25 protein-coding genes are annotated in these 21,441 nt (G+C 44.1%); 10 read left to right on the forward strand and 15 right to left on the reverse strand.

Going from position 1 to position 21,441, the window contains the following annotated elements; genetic code table 11:
• The first annotated feature begins 29 nt into the window (after nucleotides 1-29).
• On the forward strand, nucleotides 30-1,265 hold the full coding sequence (locus AHMF7616_RS18985; protein ID WP_115374313.1) for a DUF2264 domain-containing protein: 1,236 nt from the start codon (nucleotides 30-32) through the stop codon (nucleotides 1,263-1,265).
• A gap of 152 nt (nucleotides 1,266-1,417) precedes the next feature.
• Here AHMF7616_RS18985 and AHMF7616_RS27230 read toward each other — a convergent pair whose 3' ends face one another.
• From AHMF7616_RS27230 to AHMF7616_RS19030, 12 genes are all read right to left on the reverse strand, one after another.
• Nucleotides 1,418-1,561, reverse strand: coding sequence for a hypothetical protein (locus AHMF7616_RS27230; RefSeq protein ID WP_233507648.1), 144 nt, complete (start codon nucleotides 1,559-1,561; stop codon nucleotides 1,418-1,420).
• A complete protein-coding gene (locus tag AHMF7616_RS18990) occupies nucleotides 1,561-2,271 on the reverse strand; it encodes a geranylgeranylglycerol-phosphate geranylgeranyltransferase (protein WP_233507649.1) in 711 nt (236 codons plus the stop codon). The genes AHMF7616_RS27230 and AHMF7616_RS18990 overlap by 1 nt, the downstream gene beginning before the upstream one ends.
• 127 nt (nucleotides 2,272-2,398) lie before the next feature.
• Nucleotides 2,399-2,593, reverse strand: coding sequence for a cold-shock protein (locus AHMF7616_RS18995; protein ID WP_106932708.1), 195 nt, complete (start codon nucleotides 2,591-2,593; stop codon nucleotides 2,399-2,401).
• Between the two features lie 109 nt (nucleotides 2,594-2,702).
• Complete coding sequence (locus AHMF7616_RS19000; protein ID WP_115374314.1) at nucleotides 2,703-3,197, reverse strand: KdsC family phosphatase; 495 nt, start codon at nucleotides 3,195-3,197, stop codon at nucleotides 2,703-2,705.
• A gap of 91 nt (nucleotides 3,198-3,288) precedes the next feature.
• Complete coding sequence (locus AHMF7616_RS19005) at nucleotides 3,289-4,098, reverse strand: Rossmann-like and DUF2520 domain-containing protein (RefSeq protein WP_115374315.1); 810 nt, start codon at nucleotides 4,096-4,098, stop codon at nucleotides 3,289-3,291.
• An 86-nt stretch (nucleotides 4,099-4,184) separates the two neighbouring features.
• Nucleotides 4,185-4,778, reverse strand: a complete 594-nt coding sequence (locus tag AHMF7616_RS27770) for a hypothetical protein (RefSeq protein ID WP_317047614.1) — start codon at nucleotides 4,776-4,778, stop codon at nucleotides 4,185-4,187.
• Nucleotides 4,779-4,786: 8 nt separating this feature from the next.
• Complete coding sequence (ccsA, locus tag AHMF7616_RS27775; protein WP_317047615.1) at nucleotides 4,787-6,070, reverse strand: cytochrome c biogenesis protein CcsA; 1,284 nt, start codon at nucleotides 6,068-6,070, stop codon at nucleotides 4,787-4,789.
• A complete protein-coding gene (gene ccsA, locus AHMF7616_RS27780) occupies nucleotides 6,049-6,774 on the reverse strand; it encodes a cytochrome c biogenesis protein CcsA (protein ID WP_317047616.1) in 726 nt (241 codons plus the stop codon). The genes ccsA (AHMF7616_RS27775) and ccsA (AHMF7616_RS27780) overlap by 22 nt, the downstream gene beginning before the upstream one ends.
• A gap of 142 nt (nucleotides 6,775-6,916) precedes the next feature.
• Entirely contained in the window at nucleotides 6,917-7,339 is a 423-nt protein-coding gene (locus tag AHMF7616_RS19015) for a cytochrome c maturation protein CcmE domain-containing protein (RefSeq protein ID WP_115374316.1), read from the reverse strand.
• 85 nt (nucleotides 7,340-7,424) lie between these two features.
• A complete protein-coding gene (locus tag AHMF7616_RS19020) occupies nucleotides 7,425-7,700 on the reverse strand; it encodes a CcmD family protein (protein WP_233507650.1) in 276 nt (91 codons plus the stop codon).
• Nucleotides 7,684-8,352: a cytochrome c biogenesis protein CcsA gene (gene ccsA, locus AHMF7616_RS19025; protein WP_115374318.1), complete on the reverse strand. Its 669-nt coding sequence runs from the start codon at nucleotides 8,350-8,352 to the stop codon at nucleotides 7,684-7,686. The genes AHMF7616_RS19020 and ccsA (AHMF7616_RS19025) overlap by 17 nt, the downstream gene beginning before the upstream one ends.
• A 151-nt stretch (nucleotides 8,353-8,503) precedes the next feature.
• Nucleotides 8,504-9,169 (reverse strand): heme exporter protein CcmB, encoded by a 666-nt coding sequence (locus AHMF7616_RS19030; protein WP_115374319.1) that lies wholly within the window; start codon nucleotides 9,167-9,169, stop codon nucleotides 8,504-8,506.
• Between the two features lie 290 nt (nucleotides 9,170-9,459).
• Between AHMF7616_RS19030 and AHMF7616_RS19035 the strand changes: the two genes are divergently transcribed.
• From AHMF7616_RS19035 to AHMF7616_RS19045, 3 genes are all read left to right on the forward strand, one after another.
• On the forward strand, nucleotides 9,460-12,288 hold the full coding sequence (locus tag AHMF7616_RS19035; protein WP_115374320.1) for a TonB-dependent receptor: 2,829 nt from the start codon (nucleotides 9,460-9,462) through the stop codon (nucleotides 12,286-12,288).
• Between the two features lie 51 nt (nucleotides 12,289-12,339).
• Entirely contained in the window at nucleotides 12,340-13,731 is a 1,392-nt protein-coding gene (locus AHMF7616_RS19040) for a T9SS C-terminal target domain-containing protein (RefSeq protein ID WP_115374321.1), read from the forward strand.
• A gap of 310 nt (nucleotides 13,732-14,041) precedes the next feature.
• Nucleotides 14,042-14,539 (forward strand): GNAT family N-acetyltransferase, encoded by a 498-nt coding sequence (locus tag AHMF7616_RS19045; RefSeq protein WP_115374322.1) that lies wholly within the window; start codon nucleotides 14,042-14,044, stop codon nucleotides 14,537-14,539.
• Between the two features lie 91 nt (nucleotides 14,540-14,630).
• On the opposite strand, the gene AHMF7616_RS19050 is transcribed toward AHMF7616_RS19045, so the two are convergent.
• The 3 genes from AHMF7616_RS19050 to AHMF7616_RS19060 are packed head-to-tail and all read right to left on the reverse strand — an operon-like array spanning nucleotide 14,631 to nucleotide 16,043.
• The gene (locus AHMF7616_RS19050; protein ID WP_115374323.1) at nucleotides 14,631-15,059 is read right to left on the reverse strand and encodes an arsenate reductase ArsC; all 429 of its coding nucleotides are present in this window, start codon (nucleotides 15,057-15,059) and stop codon (nucleotides 14,631-14,633) included.
• 44 nt (nucleotides 15,060-15,103) lie between these two features.
• The gene (locus AHMF7616_RS19055; RefSeq protein ID WP_115374324.1) at nucleotides 15,104-15,673 is read right to left on the reverse strand and encodes a DUF6428 family protein; all 570 of its coding nucleotides are present in this window, start codon (nucleotides 15,671-15,673) and stop codon (nucleotides 15,104-15,106) included.
• A 37-nt stretch (nucleotides 15,674-15,710) separates the two neighbouring features.
• Nucleotides 15,711-16,043 (reverse strand): ArsR/SmtB family transcription factor, encoded by a 333-nt coding sequence (locus tag AHMF7616_RS19060; protein ID WP_115375694.1) that lies wholly within the window; start codon nucleotides 16,041-16,043, stop codon nucleotides 15,711-15,713.
• Between the two features lie 703 nt (nucleotides 16,044-16,746).
• On the opposite strand from AHMF7616_RS19060, the gene AHMF7616_RS19065 reads away from it, so the two are divergent.
• The 6 genes from AHMF7616_RS19065 to AHMF7616_RS19090 are packed head-to-tail and all read left to right on the forward strand — an operon-like array spanning nucleotide 16,747 to nucleotide 21,342.
• The gene (locus tag AHMF7616_RS19065) at nucleotides 16,747-18,030 is read left to right on the forward strand and encodes a hypothetical protein (RefSeq protein WP_115374325.1); all 1,284 of its coding nucleotides are present in this window, start codon (nucleotides 16,747-16,749) and stop codon (nucleotides 18,028-18,030) included.
• A complete protein-coding gene (locus tag AHMF7616_RS19070; protein ID WP_115374326.1) occupies nucleotides 17,993-18,277 on the forward strand; it encodes a hypothetical protein in 285 nt (94 codons plus the stop codon). Before AHMF7616_RS19065 ends, AHMF7616_RS19070 begins: the two co-directional genes overlap by 38 nt.
• Nucleotides 18,238-18,708 carry a hypothetical protein gene (locus AHMF7616_RS19075; protein ID WP_115374327.1) on the forward strand — a complete coding sequence of 157 codons (471 nt, stop codon included), beginning with the start codon at nucleotides 18,238-18,240 and terminating at the stop codon, nucleotides 18,706-18,708. Before AHMF7616_RS19070 ends, AHMF7616_RS19075 begins: the two co-directional genes overlap by 40 nt.
• The gene (locus AHMF7616_RS19080) at nucleotides 18,657-20,189 is read left to right on the forward strand and encodes a PQQ-binding-like beta-propeller repeat protein (protein WP_115374328.1); all 1,533 of its coding nucleotides are present in this window, start codon (nucleotides 18,657-18,659) and stop codon (nucleotides 20,187-20,189) included. Before AHMF7616_RS19075 ends, AHMF7616_RS19080 begins: the two co-directional genes overlap by 52 nt.
• Nucleotides 20,141-21,007, forward strand: a complete 867-nt coding sequence (locus AHMF7616_RS19085; protein ID WP_147275729.1) for a hypothetical protein — start codon at nucleotides 20,141-20,143, stop codon at nucleotides 21,005-21,007. The genes AHMF7616_RS19080 and AHMF7616_RS19085 overlap by 49 nt, the downstream gene beginning before the upstream one ends.
• Nucleotides 21,007-21,342, forward strand: coding sequence for a T9SS type A sorting domain-containing protein (locus tag AHMF7616_RS19090; protein ID WP_115374330.1), 336 nt, complete (start codon nucleotides 21,007-21,009; stop codon nucleotides 21,340-21,342). The genes AHMF7616_RS19085 and AHMF7616_RS19090 overlap by 1 nt, the downstream gene beginning before the upstream one ends.
• Nucleotides 21,343-21,441 lie beyond the last annotated feature (99 nt).

Here is a 21,441-nt window from a genome sequence, read left to right on the forward strand (position 1 = left end):
ATACTGGTCCTAATTTTAAATAACAGTGTATGTTCCGGCGCGATTTTCTTAAAAATTCCTTTTTAGCGGGAGTAAGTACCTCCGTTTTGTCCCCTTCCCTAGCGGCGACTGTTCGGAAGCCAGAACTAAACGACCGTGCCTATTGGATACAAACCCTTACCCGAATTGCCGACCCGGTACTGACCAACTTGAGTCAGGGCAAGTTAAAAGCCACCATGCCGGTAGAATCGACGAAAGGACAGGACAAAGAACGGCCTAAATATACGCATCTCGAAGCTTTTGGCCGTTTACTGGCCGGCATGGCACCCTGGCTGGAATTAGGGGCTGAGAATTCCCCGGAAGGGAAAACCCGGCAAAAATATTTGGACTTGGCGCAGCAATCTTTAGCCATGGCGGTAGACCCTAAATCGCCGGATTTTTTAAATTTTAATCAGGGAGGCCAACCTGTGGTGGATGCTGCTTTCCTGAGTCATGCGCTCATCCGGGCGCCCAAACAACTACGGGATAAAATAGCTCCGGAAACCCGCACGCATTTGATAAAAGCGCTGCAAGCGAGCAGAGTTATTAAACCTTATTATAGCAATTGGCTTTTGTTTAGCGCGATGGTAGAAATGGCTTTGCTGAGTTTAGGCGAGCCCTGGGATGCCATGCGCGTAGATTATGCTTTAAGAGAACACCAGAATTGGTACAAAGGCGATGGCATTTACGGCGATGGCCCAGAATTTCATTACGATTATTACAACAGCTACGTGATTCACCCGATGTTGGTGGATATTACCAAAACGCTGCGCGACCACGACCCCCAGTACGAAGAGTTACACCAAACCATTTTGCGTCGGGCGCAACGTTACGCCGCTATTCAGGAACGGTTAATTTCGCCGGAAGGGACTTTCCCGCCGGTAGGGCGTTCGTTGGCTTACCGGTTTGGCGCGTTTCAGGCTTTAGCGCAAATAGCATACATGCAGAAGTTAAGCGAAGGCATAAAGCCCGCGCAAGTACGCAGTGCGCTTACCGCCGTTATTAAAAAAACCATGGCAGCTCCGAATACTTTTGATAAAAATGGCTGGTTGCAGATTGGTTTTTGCGGCCATCAGCCCAGCATCGGCGAAACGTATATTTCTACGGGCAGTTTGTATTTGTGCACTACCGGTCTGTTGCCCTTAGGCTTACCCGCTACCAATGAGTTCTGGACCGGCCCGGCCCAGGACTGGACCGCCAAAAAAGCCTGGTCTGGTCAGGATCTCCCCACCGATCATGCGATTTAGCTGCAGGTTGGTTGGAAGTTGCAGGTTGCAAGTTACAGGTTGGAAAGTAAAAAGTTAGAAAGTTATTTTGGGTTTTACGTGATACGTAGTGTAGTACGTTTTCCAGACCATTCAGCAACTTAACCATTCAACTTGTAACCTGCAAACTGTAACTAAGTATACCGGAATAATAGCATGGAGAGCATACCAGATAACATAATCCATTTTACCAACCGGCTTAAGTGGGTAAAATCTTTTTTCCGATCGGCTTCGTAAATGCGGTACGTTAAGTAGCCCATCGGTAAAATTATAAACATTAAGATGTAGGTGGTAAAATACACTTCCTGAACCCGGTAAATAACCCCGCCAGTAGCGTAATGGCAAAGGCCAGAATAAAAAAGTACAGAAACCACTTAGCGCCGGCAATCCCCATCACAATGGGCAACGTGCGGCAATCAAAGGTAGCATCGCCTTTTAAATCTTCCATATCCTTAATAATCTCGCGCACAATCGTGATTAAAAATACGAAAGCGCCGTAGGCCCAAACCGCTTTATTATCTACTTTTTCAAAAACAGCTACCACCAACACCATGGTGGCCGAAAGCAGGGCAATGGTGGTATTGCCAATTAAAAAAGTTTGTTTTAAACGGGCCGAATAGCCCCATAATAACAAAGCTGACCCAAGGTGAATGAAGCCGATGGGCAGGCTTAGATAAAAACCAATGATTACTCCTATTCCGGATAAAAGCAAATGCGCCAGCATGGCTTTGCGGCGATTTACGAATTTGCCTACCACTACCCTTTTGGGTTTGTTAATCGCATCGATTTTAATGTCGTAATAATCGTTGATAATGTAACCGGCGGCGGCAATGCAGAGAGTAGAAAAAACCAGAAGCGCAAATGGCCCATCCAATAAAACCCGCGACCAAGGCTGATGCGGTAAAAGCAGGCAGGCCCGTACCAACAACTGGCACAAAGCCACCATGAGTAAATTTGTAAACCGGATAAGTCTAAGAAAAGTTTTCACGCGCTACAACCGGTTATACTGTAAAAAAAGGCTAAAGTCGGGCAAAGTACGCAAAACTGCCTCACATAAAAAAAGCCTCTTACCAGAAGAGGCTTTTAAAAATTACCAGGATACCTAAATATCTTGTTTATACCTTTTTCACGTTTACCGCATTTACGCCTTTTTTGCCCTCTTGCGTATCAAATTCAACCTTATCGTTCTGCTGAATCTGACCACCGCTTAATCCGGTGACGTGGACAAAGAAGTCTTCTTTGCTTAGATCATCAGTAATAAACCCGTAACCTTTGGATTCATTAAAGAATTTTACTGTTCCTGTTTTCATAAAAATTTAAAGAATTTGAATTAAATGATTTCGTAAAGATAAAAGTATTTTACAAAAACGCAAGTTTTGAACCCTTTAAATAAATAATTTTTCTAATATTTTTAATAATTCACCATTTACTATGTCTCTTCAATACAATTTCAATTAAATCGCGCACAGCGCCCTTTCCACCGGGTATTTCAGACACATAATGGCAAACCGCCAATACATCCGCTGCCGCATCGGCAGGACATGCGGCTAAACCACATTGTTGTATTACCCCTAGATCGGGTACGTCGTCGCCCATATAAGCAATTTGCTCCGGGACTAAATTTTGCTCCTGCAAAAAAGCCTGGAAAACTTCGTCTTTATTCTCTACCCCCAGGTAAATATGCTGCACATCTAAGGACTGCAAACGCTTGTAAACGCCTTCTTCTTTTCGCCCCGAAATAATAGCCACCACATAGCCTTTTTTAATGGCATGCCGGATCGCAAAACCATCTTTAATGTTAAACGCCCGCACCTGCTCGCCACTTGCCAGGCACAGCAAAGAACCATCGGTTAACACCCCATCCACATCAAAAATAAAAGCTTTAATTCGGGAAAAGTCTGGTTGTTCGTTCATAGTTGTTGATTGTGCACATTCTGCTTATAAATTAAAACTGAATAACCAGTTGGCAAAATTAGTAAACTTGTCTTTGTAGGGAAACTGAACCTTATTCCTTATTTAGCATAGTTATTTCCTGAGCCTTCTTCTGAATACTTTCCGTTAGCATCGTATAAATAGCGGCATAATCTGGTTTATCCTGAAGTAATTGCTGGTGTTGCGCCAATATATTCTGATCAAAGCGTACGGCTGGCCCGGTTTGCACCCGAAAAGGCGCGTGTGCAAATGCTTTTTGCACGGTTTCGATTACCAAAGGTTGTAATATGGTAAAATCTATTTGTTGCTGCGTGAGTAGGTCGTGGCTAATGCCTAGTAAATGGTTCGTAAAATTACAAGCAAATACGGCCGCTAAATGAATTATTTTACGAGTTTCGGTTGGTAGATCGATTACCTTTTCGCTAATGCTGGCAGCCAGATTTTTTAAAAAAAGGACATCTTCGGGATTACTGGCTTCTACGCCGATAGGCGTTTTCTGAAAATCAATGGCTACTGCTTTACTAAAAGTTTGCACCAGGTAAAAAACGCCTCCTCTTATGTTAGCCTGAACCTTAAAAACAGAGATCGGTAAACTACCGGAAGTATGCACCACCAAACTATTCTTCGGGAAAATGGCTCTTTGTAAAACTTCGGCTACTACATCATCCTTTAAGGCTACAATAAAAATAGTTGCTGGCACGAGGCTAAAATCCAGTTCTTGAGTCGGATGCGCCTGCAATAAAGTTTCGGCTAAAAACTCGGCTTTAACCAGGGTGCGACTGTAAACCAAAACAATTTGATGGCCGGCTTGCTCGAATGCCCGACCTAAGTGCCAGGCTACGTTACCGGCACCAATTAACGCAATAGATACTGGAGAAGTCATATGCAGTTACCTATTAAAACACGTAAAAATAAAAAAGCGGAGATTACTCCGCTTTTCTTTTAAACTACTGATTTTTTAAATTTTTCTTAAGCTAGCTGCTTGTTACGCACTGCGCGCTTCTTAGAACTACCCGTTTCCGGGTTAACAACGATTTTGGCTTCTTTATAACGTTTTACAATAGCCATGCCCATACCAATAGCCATCACCAGGGTACCAATCCACAGAATATTGATAAATGGTTTTTCTACGGCTGCCAGAATAACATAGTCTTTCTGGGTAGTGTTTACGCCAATCTTAAACTTGTTATTCTTGGTATCAATATTCACGAAGGTTAAACGCAAACCTAAATCATCTACTTCGTCCGGAATACGGCCTACCAGGTTATCTTTGATTACAAACACCGGGTGCGCGTGGTAATCTTTGTCTTCGCCCGAAATAATAAAATCAGCTTGTACGGCTACGTCATTAGCCGCTAAGTTTATGCCTTTTACCTGGCGGGTAGGCTCAATATTTTTTAATACCGCAAAGTAATCGTTCAGGTACAAGGTATCGCCAATAGCCAAATCCTGTTCTTTTAACTCGCTCCATTGTTTATCTTCTTCCGAAGCCGCTACCCGCACGTGGGTGTACAAATCTTTGTCCGAAAACATTTTAATATCCGGCGAGGCGATAAAGCCCATTTCGGGATTTACCTGTGCCCGGGGTATAACGTAAAAGCCTTACCCGTTTCCCGATTTTTAAATTCTATCTGGTAATAGGTATTTTCCGGATAAACATCAACTGTATCACCGGTTTTAAAGTGCACCTTATCTTTATACTTAATATCGGCCCGGGCAATCGCCTGGTGTACATCGTCCAATTGAAAAAGCAATTGCTTGTTCACGTACTCCGGAAAACCTTTCACTTCGAAATAACGACCACGGTAAGACACATCGTAGGCTCCCATTTTTACTTTATCGTTCCGGAACAACAACACGTTATCGCGGTTAATATCATCCGGAAAATCGCGGGAGTACAGTAAGCCCGAAGTATTTTTAGAAATAATATTGGAGTAACCCGATGAGAATAACATCCCGAACAACATCAGCGCTATCCCAATGTGCGAAATGGCGCCACCTGATAAATTTACTTTGCGCCGGATTAGCGTAAACACCATGCTCAGATTAGCGAAAATAGCAAACACGGTTACGAACAACAGCACAAAATAAGGGAAAGTATCTACCTTAGGAATAAAGTCAATTTTGCCGAGCATATAAACCAGGCTCACGAAGAGGAAAGTTAAAATAAGCGGTACAGACAAAGCATTAACCACTTTAGTTTTATCGTTCTTTTGGTACCAAAGCAACTGCGCCAATCCCGACAATAAGGCAATACCTACGCCCATCCATAACTGAAACTTAGTATAATGCGCAATCTGATCAGCGGGCAGCGCCATATTTGATTTAATCCCGATAAAGCCCAGAAACGAATTATACACCGGAATGGAAGTAGTTACCAGCACCTGGAAGGCACCTAAACACAAAACCACCACACCAATAAATACCCAGAATTCGCTGTTATAAGTAGTCAGTTCTTTTTCGGTAGCCGGAATAGCTTTCCAATGACGAACTAATAAAAGAATTGATAAAATCACGAAAGCCGCCAGATACGCAAATAACTGTCCGGACAAACCTAAATCAGTGAACGAGTGTACCGAGGCATTGCCTAAAATACCACTCCGGGTTAAGAAAGTAGCGTACAGTACCAGTAAGAAAGTGGTAATTACCAGAATAAACGAAGTTCGTAACGCGTGCTTGCTGCGCTTATAAACCACCATGGTATGCAAGCCGGCAATCAGCACTAACCACGGAATATAAACCGCGTTTTCTACCGGGTCCCAGTTCCAGTAACCACCAAAGTTCAAAGTTTCGTAGGCCCAATAAGCACCCATCATAATACCTACTCCTAGCACTAAACCCCCGAACAAGCCCAAGGCAAAGCGGGTTTAATCCAGGTGATGTAATCTTTTTTCCAGAGGCCAGCAATGGCAAACGCAAACGGAACTAAGGTAATGGCAAAGCCCAAAAACAAGGTAGGCGGGTGAATCACCATCCAGTAGTTTTGCAACAATGGATTCAGGCCGGTACCGTCTTTCGGAATAAAGTTCGGGTTGAGTTTAAATACCGGCGCATCGGTCATAAAATCGCGCAGCAAAATAAATGGCGACGAACCAATTTTTAAATCGCCGATAACCACCCCCAAAATCATGGAAGTTAAAAATAATTGCACAAAGGCAAAAACCGCCATGGTAGGCGCTTCCCACTTTTTATTGAACCAGATAATGGCTAAACCCAGCAACGTGTGCCAGAAAATCCAGAGTAAAAAGCTGCCTTCCTGCCCTTCCCAGAAACACGAAATCATAAAGTGCGTGGGCAGATAGTTAGAGGAGTGGCTCCAGGCGTAATAATATTCATAGCGGTGGTTATAAATAATATTAAACAAACTGAAAATAATGCTGAATACCGCAATGGTATGCACATAAAAGGCACCGCGGCCCAGGTTGCGCCAGTTAATATCTGTTTCGCCGAGCGGTTTACCCTGAGCGGCCATAAAATAAGCCAAGGCCGCCACAATGGCCGCCACAAAAGCTACAATTATACTCGCATGTCCCAGATCACCAATGAACGTATTTATCATTTTTTAAAGTTGAAAGTTACAGGTTGCAAGTTACAGGTTATAAAGTTGAAAGATTTAAAAGATTATTTTTGTTTCTGATAACAGTTCGCAAACAAGAAATAAAAATATAACTTGAAACCTGAAACTTGTAACCTGCAACTAATTAAAGACTTGCTGTTTGTTTAATTTCTTTTTCGACGTATTTCGACGGACACTTGAGCAATATCTTATCGGCCACAAAAGAATCTTTCTGCATGTTGCCCATAATCACTACTTGCTCCGACCGTTCGAAATCCTGTGGTTTTGGTTGGAAGTAAACTACTTTCTGCTCATTGTGCAGCGTGTCTACCAGTACAAAAGTAAAATAATTCGGGTCGAGAACCGGGTTATAATCCATACCCACAATATGACCTTGGGCATCTTTCTTCAAGCGACCTACTACGTGTACCTTACTCGTTTTACCTTCCGAAGCCAGTTCACGAGCTTCTTTAAACGACACGTACATACTGGCATCACCCGCCGAAGAAATAATAATACCGATAGCCGAAGCAATAATACCAATGGCAACAATATGCGATCTTTTCATTTGTTTATTTTAGATTCGAGAAAGCAGGATTCTCTTTTTAACACGTAATTACTATTATAAGATTCCAGTAGACGCCTGATTTATATCAGCTTTTCAGTTGTTGTTCCAGCTTGCTTACTTTGCGGTCCAGCCGAATTAAGTACAAAATTAATCCGGCTAAAACAGTAACGATTACCGCTACTACCACATAAATTTTACCATCCCGGCGTAAGGTATCGGCCATTTCTACATCGGAGGCACTGCCCGCATCGCTGGTGGCTTGCACTGTAGTCTGGTCAGTAGCCTGGGCCATGGTGTTGGGCATGGGTACTACCGAAATCAGCATAAAAAATATAAATAAGTACTTAAGCATGTTGTTCATGTAATTTGTATTGAAGAAGTTCCAGACGCGATTTTACGTTTACCATCCATACGCCCAGTAAAGTCCAGGCGATTACGGCGGGGTAGAAAACCATGCGCATGTTATTGTCTAAATCATAAGAGCTAAAACCCGGATTACCGCCGTTGCCCGGGTGCAGCGAATCGGTTAAACGAGGCAAAATAAACAGCAAGGGAATAAGCGCCGCAAAAGCAAATATATTGTAAACCGCACTAATACGCGCGCGTTGCTGCTGCTCGGCAAAAGAACTGCGCAACACTAAATAGGCAAAGTAAATCAGCAAACCAATAGCCGAAGCATTTTGCTTGGGATCGTTGCTCCAGTACTCACCCCAGGTAAAACGCGCCCACTCCATGCCGGTGATAATACCCAACACCCCTAATAAAACGCCTACTTTAGCGGCCGATTCCGCAATAATATCGTTTTCCACGGAAGGCTTGCGCAGGTACTTAATGGAGTAGATAACCGAAACCGTTAAAATAATGATCATCCCGAACCACATGGGCACGTGAAAGTAAATATTCCGAATGGTTTCGTTAAGAATGGCCAGATGCGGCACCTTGTTTAATAAACCGGCGACTATTGTGTACAACAACAGCACTACCGTTAAGACTTTCCACCAAGTTAATTTCATGGTATTTATATATAAACCAAAGTTTTTATTCCTAATAATGTAACAAAATAGCGGGGTATTTTATTAAATTTTAAAATAATTTATTTTGATACTTCCGTACTCTATTTTTTTAAATTTTGCACCTGTTTGGATAGCCCGAATGCCTAAATACTTAACTGCGCCATAAGTACGGGAATAAAATATACGACACACTCACGACAATCAGATTTATCGCCAGTAAGGTTAACAATTCATCCAAGCTTACCGAGCGGTCTAAACCATCAATCGCGTTTTTTGATAGTTTCATGAGCATGAGCAGCATGGGAATAATAACCGGAAAGCTTAACACGGCCATTAAGGTACTGCTGTTAGCAGCTTTGGCCGCAATACTCGAAATCATGGTTAAGGAAGTAGAAAAGCCTAAAGCCCCTAATAAAATGGTCAGTAGAAAAAGTGCATCGTCCTGCACCGGGTTACCCAGCACTACCGCATAAAAAACGTAACAAATAAGTGCCAGCACCAGCATAAGTACCGTGTTATACACGATCTTCGCCAGGATAATCCCTTGCGGACTTACCAAGGAATAATAATACAGCAAGCGGCCTCGGTTTTCCTGAATAAAGCTTTTGGCAATGGCGTTTACCGAGGTAAACAATAAGATAATCCAGAATAAGGCATTCCAAACGGGCACTTCTAAATTCGCGAACCGCAACCGGAAACTCAGATAACACACAAAAACCGTACTGCCCACGTACAACAACATGCCATTAAAGGCATATTTCTGCCGGAGTTCCAGCAAAAAGTCTTTTTGTACTAAGTAGGCTACCTCTTTAAACAACTTATAATATTTTCGGGCAAATTTACAATAGAAAAAGCTGGAATGATAATAAAATCCGGAATATTACCAGCACTAACCTAGTATTATGCTTTAAATACTGGTTTAAGTTATTTTTTAAATTTTGTACAGCTTACCAGTTATTCATAAGACAGCTATATAGCAACTTAACAATTAGGTAACAAAACAGCTTTTAAGATAACAATAACATAACATCGCGATAATTTTAGCATAAACTGGGCAGAGTACTTTTGCAGCCGAGACTAATACGCACTATCTACCCATTCAAGTTTATGAAGAAAATTCTATTCCTACTCACTTTGTTGAGTACCAGCCTTTTTGCGTTTGCCCAAAACGGAATAATTAAAGGCACCATTAAAGATTCTAAAACCCAAGAAGCCGTTATTGGTGCCAGCGTTGCAGTTACCGGATCATCTAATGGAGCTGTAACAGATGTGGAAGGCAACTTTATTATCCCTAAAGTGCCAACCGGAACGCATAACTTATCTATTTCCTTTATTTCTTACAAAACCAAGACAATTGAAGGAATATCCGTTCAGGCGGATAAAACGACCTTAATTAATACCTCTCTTGATCCGGATATAGGGCAATTAGCCGAGGTAGTAGTTACGGCAGCCCGCCAAAGAAACACAGAAATAGCGGTTATAACCGAAATTAAAGAAGCTTTGCAAGTGGTAAGTGGCGTATCGGCAGAGCAAGTGGTAAAAACCCAAGACCGCGATGTGTCGGAAGTTATCAAGCGGATACCTGGCGTTACCGTAATGGAAAACCGCTTTGTAATGGTGCGCGGCCTTAGCGAACGCTACAATGCGGTTATGCTAAATGATGCGCTTACCCCAAGTACCGAAAATGATGTAAAAGCTTTTTCTTTCGATTTAATTCCCAGCGGCATGCTGGATCGCTTATTAATTTATAAATCAGCTGCTCCGGAATTACCCGGCGAATTTGCCGGCGGTGTGATTAAGATTTACACCAAAGCTCCTATTAATAATACCTTCTCGGTTGCTTATTCTTCTTCTTTCCGCCCGGGCACCACCTTTAACAAATTTCATTCTCAAGAACGAGGCAGCAAAGACTGGTTAGGTTACGATGATGGCACCCGGGAGTTACCCAATAATTTTCCAGCGAATGTGCGGAATCTCACCAATTCAGCGGAGTTAGAAAGCGCTTCTAAAGCGGTACCTAACAACTGGTCCAATTCAGAATCTACCGCTATGCCGGATCAAAGACTCTCCGTAAACTTTACGAAGATGTTTGGGGTAGGCGATAATATAAAATTAGGCAATGTTACTTCGGTAAATTATACCAACGCGTATCAGCACTATCGCGCTTCCCGGTTTAACTTTAATACCTATGACCCGGTTTCTCAATCAGCCGGGCAGATTTATCAGTACGAAGACGACACCTATACCAACAATGTTCGCGTGGGGGTATTGCACAATTGGTCGGCTATAATTAAAGGAAACCATAAAATTGAATTCCGGAATTTATTTAACCAGATAGGCTCTTCGCAAAATACGTTACGTACCGGTCAGGAATTTGAAAGTGGCAATGATCTGCGCGGTTATGGTTACCGCTACGAAAGTCGCCGCATTTACATGGGGCAGTTTCACGGCGAACATAGCTTTAGCAACGAAAAATCAAAGTTAACCTGGGCGGCCGGTTACGCCAATACCAACCGCCAGGAACCGGATTTTAGAAGAGCTAACGAAAGAAGACCGATAAATTCTCCTTCGGACCGCTCGTATACTGTTACTTTACCGCCCGATGCTAGTAATACCGATGCCAGCCGTTTTTACTCAGAAGCCAATGAGAACCTGTACATGGCCAGTGCTGATTGGGAACAAAAGCTTTCTTTAGGCAACGACTCTACTGCTGAAAATTTACCCGTTATCAGGGCCGGTTTTTATGCCGAGCAGAAAGACCGCGATTTCGCGGCCCGCTGGATGGCCTACAGCAAAGCCCAACAAGGCAACTTCAACGAAAGTATTTCTCATTTACCAATAGAAGAAATTTTTGCTCCTCAAAATATTAATGCCGTAACGGGTTTGGTTTTACGCGAAGGCACTAACCCCAGCGACCGGTATGCTGCCTCTAACTTACTATTGGCGGGATACGTGGGCACTACTATTCCCTACCAAAAATTCATCTTTTCCGGCGGAGCACGGGTAGAACAAAATAATCAGCAACTAAACAGTGCTTCTCAACTGGGCAATAAAGTAACCGTAGATAACAATATTTTAAGAGTATTACCATCGGCTAACATAGCTTACAACTTCTCTAAAAAATCGCTGGTACGGTTAGCTTATTACCGCACTTTAAACCGGCCCGAATTCCGGGAATTAGCGCCTTTTGCGTATTATGATTTTAACTTTAATAACGTAGTTTCTGGCAACCCAAATCTAAAAACGCCTTCCATCGATAACTTCGATGCCCGGTACGAAGTGTATCCGGAAGCTGGCGAAACAGTTTCTTTCGGCATATTTTACAAAAGATTTACGAACCCTATTGAATCTTATTTTTCACCAGGAGCTGGCTCCGGAGGTACCCGTAATTTTACTTTTGATAATGCCGATAATTCTACAAGCGCCGGGGCCGAAGTAGAAGCGCGTAAGACTTTGCGCGGTTTAACCAGTTCTTCTTTCCTGGATAACATCTCGGTTCTTTTAAACGCCTCTTTTATTTACAGCCGCGTGGAACTAGGTACCCGCGCCATTGGCCAGGATCAATCGCGGCCCATGATGGGGCAATCGCCTTACGCAATTAACGCCGGCGTTTACTACAACAACGAAGACCGGGGTATACAAGCCAACGTGCTTTATAATGTAATTGGTAAACGCGTGTTTGCGGTCGGAACCATTGGTACTCCCAACATTTACGAAATGCCGCGTAACGTACTGGATGTAACAATAACCAAACGCTTAACCAATTTTGTGGATTTGCGCCTGGGAGTTCAAGATCTGTTAAACAATACCTACCGCTTACGCCAGGACACCAACGAAGACGATGAATTAACCAATAATTCTAAAGGCGACGACAATATTTTAAGCTACAAACGAGGCAGCTATTTTACGGTTGGCTTCTTATTTAATCTCCGCTAATTATCACACCATTTTAAAAATTAAAACCAACCAGATTATTTAAAATTTTTTATGAAAAACTTGCAAAAAATTACGTGGTTCTTCCTTGCCCTCTTGCTGGCATTTACGGCCTGCGATGATAACGACAATGACAATGACGGCGGAACAGACCCGAATCCAGTAGATCCAACTGCTTTTGCTATTACGGCTAATGCCACCACTAATTTAAACGAGATCACCGGTGATTTAAAAACGGGCACTATCACTTTAGAAGCTTCTAAGAAGTACTTGTTAAAAGGGTTTGTTAAGATTGGGGATGGCGCTACTTTAACTATTCCGGCCGGCACTATTATTAAAGGTGATTTTGCTTCGAAAGGAACGCTTATTATTGAAAGAGGCGGTAAGATTATGGCGGAAGGCACCGCGGCGCAACCTATTGTTTTTACTTCTAATGCGGCAAAAGGATCGCGTGGTCCTAGTAACTGGGGTGGTATTGTAATTGCGGGTAAAGCTCCTATAAACCAAGCAGGTGGCGAGGCTGAATTTGAAGGAGGTTACAAAGTAAAATTTGGCGGTACCGAGCCTAACGATAACTCCGGAAAATTAAAATACGTGCGCATTGAATTTGGTGGTATTGCTTTATTACCCAACCAGGAAATTAACGGTTTAACTATGGGAGGTGTTGGTGCTGGTACCGAAATTGATTATGTGCAGGTTTCTTATTCCGGTGATGATGCTTTTGAATGGTTTGGAGGTACCGTAAATGCCAAACATTTAATTGCATACCGCACGTTAGATGATGATTTTGATTCGGATTTCGGCTACAGTGGTAAAATACAGTATGCCGTAGCCTCCCGTGATCCGTTAAATGCAGACCAATCTGGTTCCAATGGTTTTGAATCAGATAACGACCCAACGGGTACAGATGCTACGCCTAAAACCTCGGTTATGTTTTCTAATGTGAGCTTGTTTGGCCCTTACAAAACAACCGGCATGTCCATTGATCCTAACTTTAAGACGGGTGTTCATATCCGCAGAAACTCCGCGATGTCTTTATTAAACAGTGTGGTTGCGGGTTATCCTACCGGCCTGTTAATTGATGATGCCAAATCAGAAGCAAATGCTACGGCTAATGCCTTACAGATTAAAAACACGATTATTGCGGCGGCTACTACACCTCTGGCAGTTAAGAGTGGCAGCACTTGGGATATTAACACCTGGTTTAATACCGCCGGGTTTGGTAATTCTATTGTAACTGCTAACGCCGATTTAATGATGGCGGGTGACCCCTATGGCTTAACAACTCCTAACTTTCAACCGGCTGCTGGTTCGCCATTATTAACCGGCGCTAGCTTTACCGGCTTAACCGGATTTGACGCAGTTACTTACCGGGGTGCATTTGACGGTACCACCGACTGGACGGCCGGCTGGGCTAACTTTAACCCCCAAAACACCGACTATTAATAACTAAAGATATGGTGGTGCATCGGAATGGGTGAGAATATGATGTTACCATCTATTGCTAAAGCAGCTTAGTCTCCTGCTTTAGCGGCCTAAAGCCTGCCGAATTCGGCAGGCTTTTTTGTTTGTAAATATGGTGTACTAATCGCAGGCGTTTTACAAAACAAAAATTGGTAAGCATTGAATTACTTTATCTTTTTAAATCAAAAGGATTGCTTAAGTAGCCTGTACATATGTAAATACAAGAAAGATCTGCTGATTTAAATCATTTTTTTAAATTTAGAGCATTCTTGCACCTTTAAGCATTACGTACATGAGTACTTTAATTACCCCCATGCGGGAACAAGATTGGCCGGCAGTAGCCACTATTTACCGCGAAGGAATGGCAACCGGTAATGCTACTTTTCAAAAAGAAGTACCTACCTGGCCGGAATGGGATAAAAGCCACGTGCCGGATTGCCGCTTTGTGGCTAAATTAGACGAGGAAGTAGTAGGTTGGGCAGCGCTTTCGCCAATTTCTTCGCGTTGCGTGTACGGGGGCGTAGCGGAGGTAAGCGTATACATTAAACAAAATAACCGGGGTCAGCGCATCGGCGAAAATTTGCTGAAGCACTTGGTAACGGCCAGTGAATTGACCGGCTTCTGGACTTTACAAGCCAGCATCTTTCCAGAAAATACGGCCAGTATCCGGATTCACGAAAAAGCTGGGTTTAGTGTGGTGGGCCGGCGGGAGCGAATTGGTAAAATGGACGATACCTGGCGGGATACCATCCTTTTAGAAAGACGCAGCGCTACTGTAGGCATAGATTAGGAGTTTTTAAAACCCAAAATAAAAAGTTCTTGTTACCTCATAAGAACTTCCATTCCACTATTTAGGCTCTCCCCGAAGTTTCCGGGAGCTTTCAGTAGTCTCTTTTTTTTAAATTTTTTACTACAAACTGCTCACAATAAGCTTTAATCTGCTCCCGCACTTTTCTAAAGGCAGCGTTTACTTCTTCTTCGGTTCCGGTTGCTTGAGCAGGGTCCGGAAAATTCTGATGCAGCCGGGTAGCATTTGCTGGGAAATAAGGGCAATTCTCCTGCGCATGGTCGCACACTGTAATTACGTAATCAAAAGAAATTTCCCGGTATTCATCGATGTGATTAGAGGTTTGCTGGGAAATATCAAGGCCATCTTCGGCCATGGTGGCAATAGCTCGCGGATTAACGCCGTGAGTTTGAATACCCGCACTGTAGATCGTGGCCTCGCCCGGGGCAAAATGCCGCAAATACCCTTCTGCAATTTGGCTGCGACAAGAATTGCCGGTGCAAAGTACCAGTATGCTTTTCATAGAAGTACACTTTTGGTTTCAATTTATTTTAAAAAATCAAGTCCTTAGCAGCAACCTGAACCAAGGGCACAACTGTTAGCATCCATATTAATTAATGGCATTTTTATTTTCTGTGGCTTTACTTCGGCAACAGAAGCGCAGCACTCCTCTCCTTTATGGCTGGTTCCGCAACTTCCGCCGCGTTCCATGGCTTTACATTGCACCAGGTCTGGACTCAGGTTTACAATTAAATTATTTTCCGAAACCAGAAACGCACCGGGGTCCATTTGGCGGGTATCGAATTGCGAATTGCCAAACTCAATTTTAACAATGCCCAACGGATTTAAAGGCAATACTTTTTCCACAACCGCAATAATCGACCATGCTTTACTTACAAGCATGGCCTCTTTACCAGTATTCAGTTCCGGTTCCCAGAGTTGCACGATAATTTCGGTCCAGGAATTCATAACGCCGCCACAATCCACCGAAACAATGGGAGCTTGTTTAATTTCGGTAATATGGTAAGAGGCATCCACTAAGTTTTCGGCGGTATACTGAAACTGCAGGTGCAAATCCGGATGTTGCAGTAAGGTATTTTTAAAATTTTGCCAGGTTACATGATTTGTCTGGTTCATAACATCGGTATTTTACGATTAATTACTCTAAATTTTTTTAACAACAATTATTTGTGTGCGCTACTTTGCCCGTAAACAAAAGCAAGAAAGTAGCTCTTACTTCTTCCCACTTTTCATGATCAATGCAATAACACACACTGGTACCCTCCACGTTGCCTTTAATTAAACCTACAGCTTTTAGTTCTTTCAGGTGCTGCGATATGGTAGCTTGGGCCAAGGGTAATTCTTCTACTAAATTGCTGCAAATACAAGTCTGCTGTTTTAATAAATACTGCAGAATAGCTATTCTGGCCGGATGGGCCAAAGCTTTGGCGTAATTAGCCAATTGATTTTGCGCTTCGGTAAAGTGTTGTGCTTTTGTAGCTCCCATAAAATATTTAATAACCATCGCAATATTACGATTAATACTTAAAAAAGTAAACCCGCAATGCCATATTAATTTTATTTAACTATTAAATTCTAACAACTACTAACCCGAAGTACTCCGGAATTTAAAAAAGAAGAAAAAGAGATGTTACCCTATTTTTTAAAAATTAACTATCTTTTACTCACTTAAAAAATTTCAAACTACTACCCCTATCCCGGTTAAGCAAGCAAAAGCCAAACTGGCCTTTTAGGTTAATCTGTTTCCGCCTCGTCCGGAACAGGCGTTGTATTTTATCCTTACGATAAAGGAACTTGCGAAATTTGGCCGATAACTCGGTACAGTCATTAGCTACCAGCATTATAGTTAGGCCGCAATTAGAGCGGGCTGGCCGCTGTTTAACAGAAGTGTACTTATCAGGACCAGAATGAATGGCTACTGGAACAGGACAGGTATTAAAAAATGCTATACGTCAGTTCAACACGCCGTATAGTACACACTATTATCCATTAAGTGCAATTATTTCTATCATAATAACTATTAAATAACAAAATATAGAAATAAATACCTAAGATTAGGTATTGTACGAAGATTTCAGAAGCCCTACCTTCAGCTAATTTAAACGGCAACCATTACATCCAGTTTCCTGCTGGCTAAAGTCTGTACTTTATATTATCTATAAAATTCTGCTTCTACAACTAACTAGTTCATGCAAAACAAATTTACTCCTATCATTCATTATCTACTTTATTCGTTTATAAACAACCTGTACTGGCTTTCTAGTGCTCTTATTTTCCTGTTAATTTTTGGTTTCAACAACCTGGCTACCGCTCAGAATATTATTTGGGATAAAACCATTGGCGGGGCAGATGATGAGGAATTAGCAACCATACAGCCAACCCGTGATGGCGGCTATATCTTGGGCGGCTTTTCCGAATCTGGTAAAACCGGGGATAAAACCAGTACTTCCAAAGGTGATTATGATTATTGGGTAGTTAAATTAAATGCCGATGGCAGTAAAGCCTGGGACAAATCTTATGGCGGGAAAGGACGTGATTTTTTAATGACAGTGCTACAAACCCAGGATGGCGGCTATATTCTCGGGGGTACTTCTGAGTCCGGAAAGAGCGGCGATAAAACGGGCGATCCTAAAGCATCAGCAAATACTGATGGAAAATATCCTCCTGATTTCTGGATTGTAAAAATAAGTGCCAATGGTACCCAGGAATGGGATAAAACATTAGGCACCACGGGATACGACTACTTTTTTGCTAATTTAGTGCAAACCCCAGATGGTGGCTATCTGCTGGGAGCAAATACGGAATTAGGTATTTCGGGGGATAAAACGCAAGCCAGTAAAGGATCAACGGATATCTGGTTGATCAAGTTAAATGCCATGGGCCACAAGCTTTGGGATAAAACCATTGGCGGCAGTGGCCCCGATCATATAGCCGACTTGCAGGTAACTCCAGACGGCGGGTATTTAATTGGAGGAAGCTCTAATTCCGGTATTTCCGGGGATAAATCACAGGCCAGCAAAGGGTTTTCTGATTTCTGGCTAGTAAAGTTAAAAGCCGATGGCAGCAAACTTTGGGATAAAACCATTGGCGGTAACCTGGATGATGGAATAGGTGTCGTTCAACAGACAAACGATGGGGGCTACCTGCTAGCGGGTTCTTCTAGTTCCGGCATCAGTGGTAACAAGTCGGAAGCCAATTTAGGAAAGCCGGATACCTATGATATATGGGTAGTGAAGTTAAAAGCTAATGGCACCAAAGAATGGGATAATACCATTGGCGGGAATGGGAGAGAATACGTATCTTCTCTGCAATTAACTCAGGATAGCGGCTATATTCTCGGGGTACTTCGGACTCCGACGTTTCCGGAGATAAAACCGCACCTAACCTGGAGCCGACGATTCAGAGTGAATACCCCGGGTAGAGGATTATTGGGTAGTGAAACTGAAAGCAGACGGCAGCAAACAATGGGATAAAACCTTAGGCGGTACCGATACGGACCGGTTAACTTCGGTTCTACCAACCAGCGACGGCAGCTTTGTGGTAGGGGGCACTTCTATGTCCGGCGCTAGCCTCGATAAATCCGGAGCCTTAAAAGGGGGCAGATTTTATGGCGATATCTGGGTAGTAAAACTAGATAACGCTATCGGCAATCGCAAAGAACAAATTATAACTTTTAACCCTTGGTTAATCAGAATGTTCGAGATTCTCCCATTACCCTAAAAGCTACTTCCACCTCGGGCTTACCCGTAAGTTTTAGCGTAGTATCGGGCCCCGCCACAATAAAAAACAACCAACTTACCCTAACGGGTACCCGAATGGTTACTATTAAAGCGTTCCAGGCAGGCGATGCTACGTATGGTCCGGCAGCCGTTAGCCAACGCTTTCTGGTGTACAATTCCCCGGTAAGCCAGGTTTGGAATAAAACTTACGGCGGGGTAGTAACCGATGAAAATCCGGATTCGCCCTGCGTGGAGGAATACCAAGATCTGTACGGCGCGTCCACTTTACGGGCCATGGTGCGTACTCCCGATGGGGGTTACCTCTTGGGGGCACCTCTGATTCCCGGCAAGGAAACGACAAAAGTACTACTTACCGGGGAGTGCTTACCGATGGTTGTTATGGGAAGAATGCTATCAAAGATTACTGGATAATAAAAATCGATGCTAATGGCAAAAAGCTTTGGGATAAAACGTTTGGAGGTGATCAGGAAGAGATTCTAACTTCCCTGATCGCGACCCGGGATGGAGGTTACTTATTAGGGGGTATTTCGCAGTCAGGCAAGAGTGGGGATAAGAGTGAGCCGGCCCTAGCGAATGGCGATTACGACTACTGGCTGGTAAAAATAGATGCCGCCGGCAACAAGGTTTGGGATAAAACATTAGGTACTACTAATGCTGATTTTCTTACCTCCCTGATCGCTGCCCCAGACGGTGGTTATTTACTGGGTGATAATAATTTTTCGGTAACCAAGATTGATGCTACCGGGAAACTAACCTGGAAAAAAAGCTTTCTTAGCGCTACCAATTCTTTTAGTCCTAACCTGAAAGCTTTACTTCTTACCTCAGATGGAAACTATTTACTAGGTGGTGGTTCTTACATTAAGACTAATTATAATTATCGGGTACTTAAACTAGATACCAACGGCGATCTAGTGTGGGATAAAAGCTACGGCGGCGCTTCCTCCGATCAATTGGAAGCGCTAGTGGCTGCTCCGGATGGTGGCTACCTCCTGGGCGGCACCTCTAATTCTACTGCAACTGGCGATAAAACGGATAATCCCAGAGGAACAGCCGGACAATCGGATTACTGGATTTTAAAAATTGATTCTAATGGTACTAAGGAGTGGGATCAAACTTTAGGAGGAGCACAAGCCGATGAACTAGCTGATCTGATTTCCACTCCGGATGGCGGCTATTTACTGGGAGGTACGTCCACTTCTTCTAATAATGCTTTTAATATGTACGAAAAAAGTGAGCCTTTACGGGGGTATCGCGATTATTGGGTAGTAAAAGTAGATGGGCAAGGAAAAAAAGAGTGGGATAAAACAGCGGGCAGTTACCTACCCGACCTTCTTTCTACTATTATTGTTGATGCGAAAGGGGATTACCTGTTAGGGGGAACTTCGTATTCGGATATCGGCGGCGATAAAAGTGAAGCCCGTAAAGGATTACAAGATTACTGGGTGATTAAGCTCCAAGATAAAACACCGCTGGTTACTACTACCTGGGACATGCGTTACGGGGGTTACGGCACGGATAACTTGAGCTCGCTGATCCAAACGGCGGATGGGGGTTACTTGAGCGGGGGGTACACCAACTCGGGCGCGACGGGGGATAAAAGCCAACCCAGCCAGGGCAAGAACGACTACTGGATCGTTAAATCCGATAAGAAGGGGCAAAAAGAATGGGATAAACGCTACGGCGGTTACTCGGATGATTACTTGAACCAGGTGCTCCAGACCCCGGATGGCGGGTACCTTTTGGCCGGTTCTTCTTACTCCCAGCAGAGTGGAGATAAAAGCCAGGCCAGTAGAGGCGACCGGGATTACTGGATCGTGAAAACCGATAAGTGGGGGCAGAAAGAATGGGACCAACGCTACGGGGGCACGGGGAAGATGAACTCCAGAAAGTGATCCCGCTGGCCTCGGGGCACTACCTCTTAGCCGGCAGCAGCAACTCGCCCCAGAGCGGCGACAAGAGCCAGGATAGCCGGGGTGGGCAGGATTACTGGGTTCTCCAGATCAACCCGGCTGGGCAGAAAGTCTGGGATCGGCGTTACGGGGGCAGCCAAGATGACGTACTCGCAGACGTAGCCTTAGCTCCGGATGGCCATCTGCTGCTGGGCGGCAGTTCTTTCTCCAGCTCGGGAGGGGACCGCACGCAAGGGAGCCGGGGAGGGAGTGATTTCTGGGTGGTCCGCCTGGATGGAAACGGGGAGAAAGGGTGGGACCGGCGTTTTGGCGGTTCCCGGGAAGATAAGCTGACGGTGCTGGGGACTACGCCTACCGGTAACCTGTACCTGGCGGGTACGACGGCTTCCCAGTCCGGGGGCGATCTCACCTACCGCAGTAGAGGCTTTACGGATTATTGGTTTATAGAAATAACGAACAGCGGCACCAAAGTATGGGACAGGCTATTCGGCAGTAGCCAGCAGGAAGAACTGCGCGCCGTGCAGGTCACCCGGGATGGAAACTATTTACTGGCGGGCTCTTCTAGCTCCGGAGCTCATTTAGATAAAACCCAGCCGAGCCAGGGCGGCAGTGATTACTGGGTAGTGAAAATGAACCGTCCTTATGTGATCTGGGACAGGCGCTACGGGGGCAGCGCAGACGAGGAACTCCGGGCCATGGTACTTAATAATGATGGGAGCTTTTTGTTAGCCGGCCGCTCGAGTTCGGGGGGAGTGGCGATCGGAGCCAGCCGCGGCAAGGTGGTCCAGATTACTGGTTAATAAAGGGCCGTGAGCAAGCGGGTGCCAGGACCGTTGCCCGTACGGCCACCTCAGAGCCGGTTGCGGTTGCGCCACCCGCTACCTGGCAGGCTTATCCCAATCCCTTCCGGGAGCAAGTAACCGTTCGCTTTACCTTAGCCGAAACGCAGGCCGTTACCGTGCGGGTACTCGATAGCCAAGGGCGCGCCATCACCACCTTAGGGCAAGAGGAAGCACAAGCCAATCAGCCCTACGAGCTGGAATGGCAAGCGGGTAAGCAACCAGCCGGCATGTACTTGTTGCAGTTACAAACTCCTACCCACCAATACACCCAAAAACTACTCTTAACCAAGTGATTTTTTTTAAAATTTTTCAGAAATTAAAAGCCGCCTGATGCTTAAAAGTATCAGGCGGCTTTTAATTAGCTATTCTTGCCTTATTCTGAAATAAGCTGA

The sequence above is a fragment of the Adhaeribacter pallidiroseus genome, assembly GCF_003340495.1.
GTDB lineage: Bacteria > Bacteroidota > Bacteroidia > Cytophagales > Hymenobacteraceae > Adhaeribacter > Adhaeribacter pallidiroseus.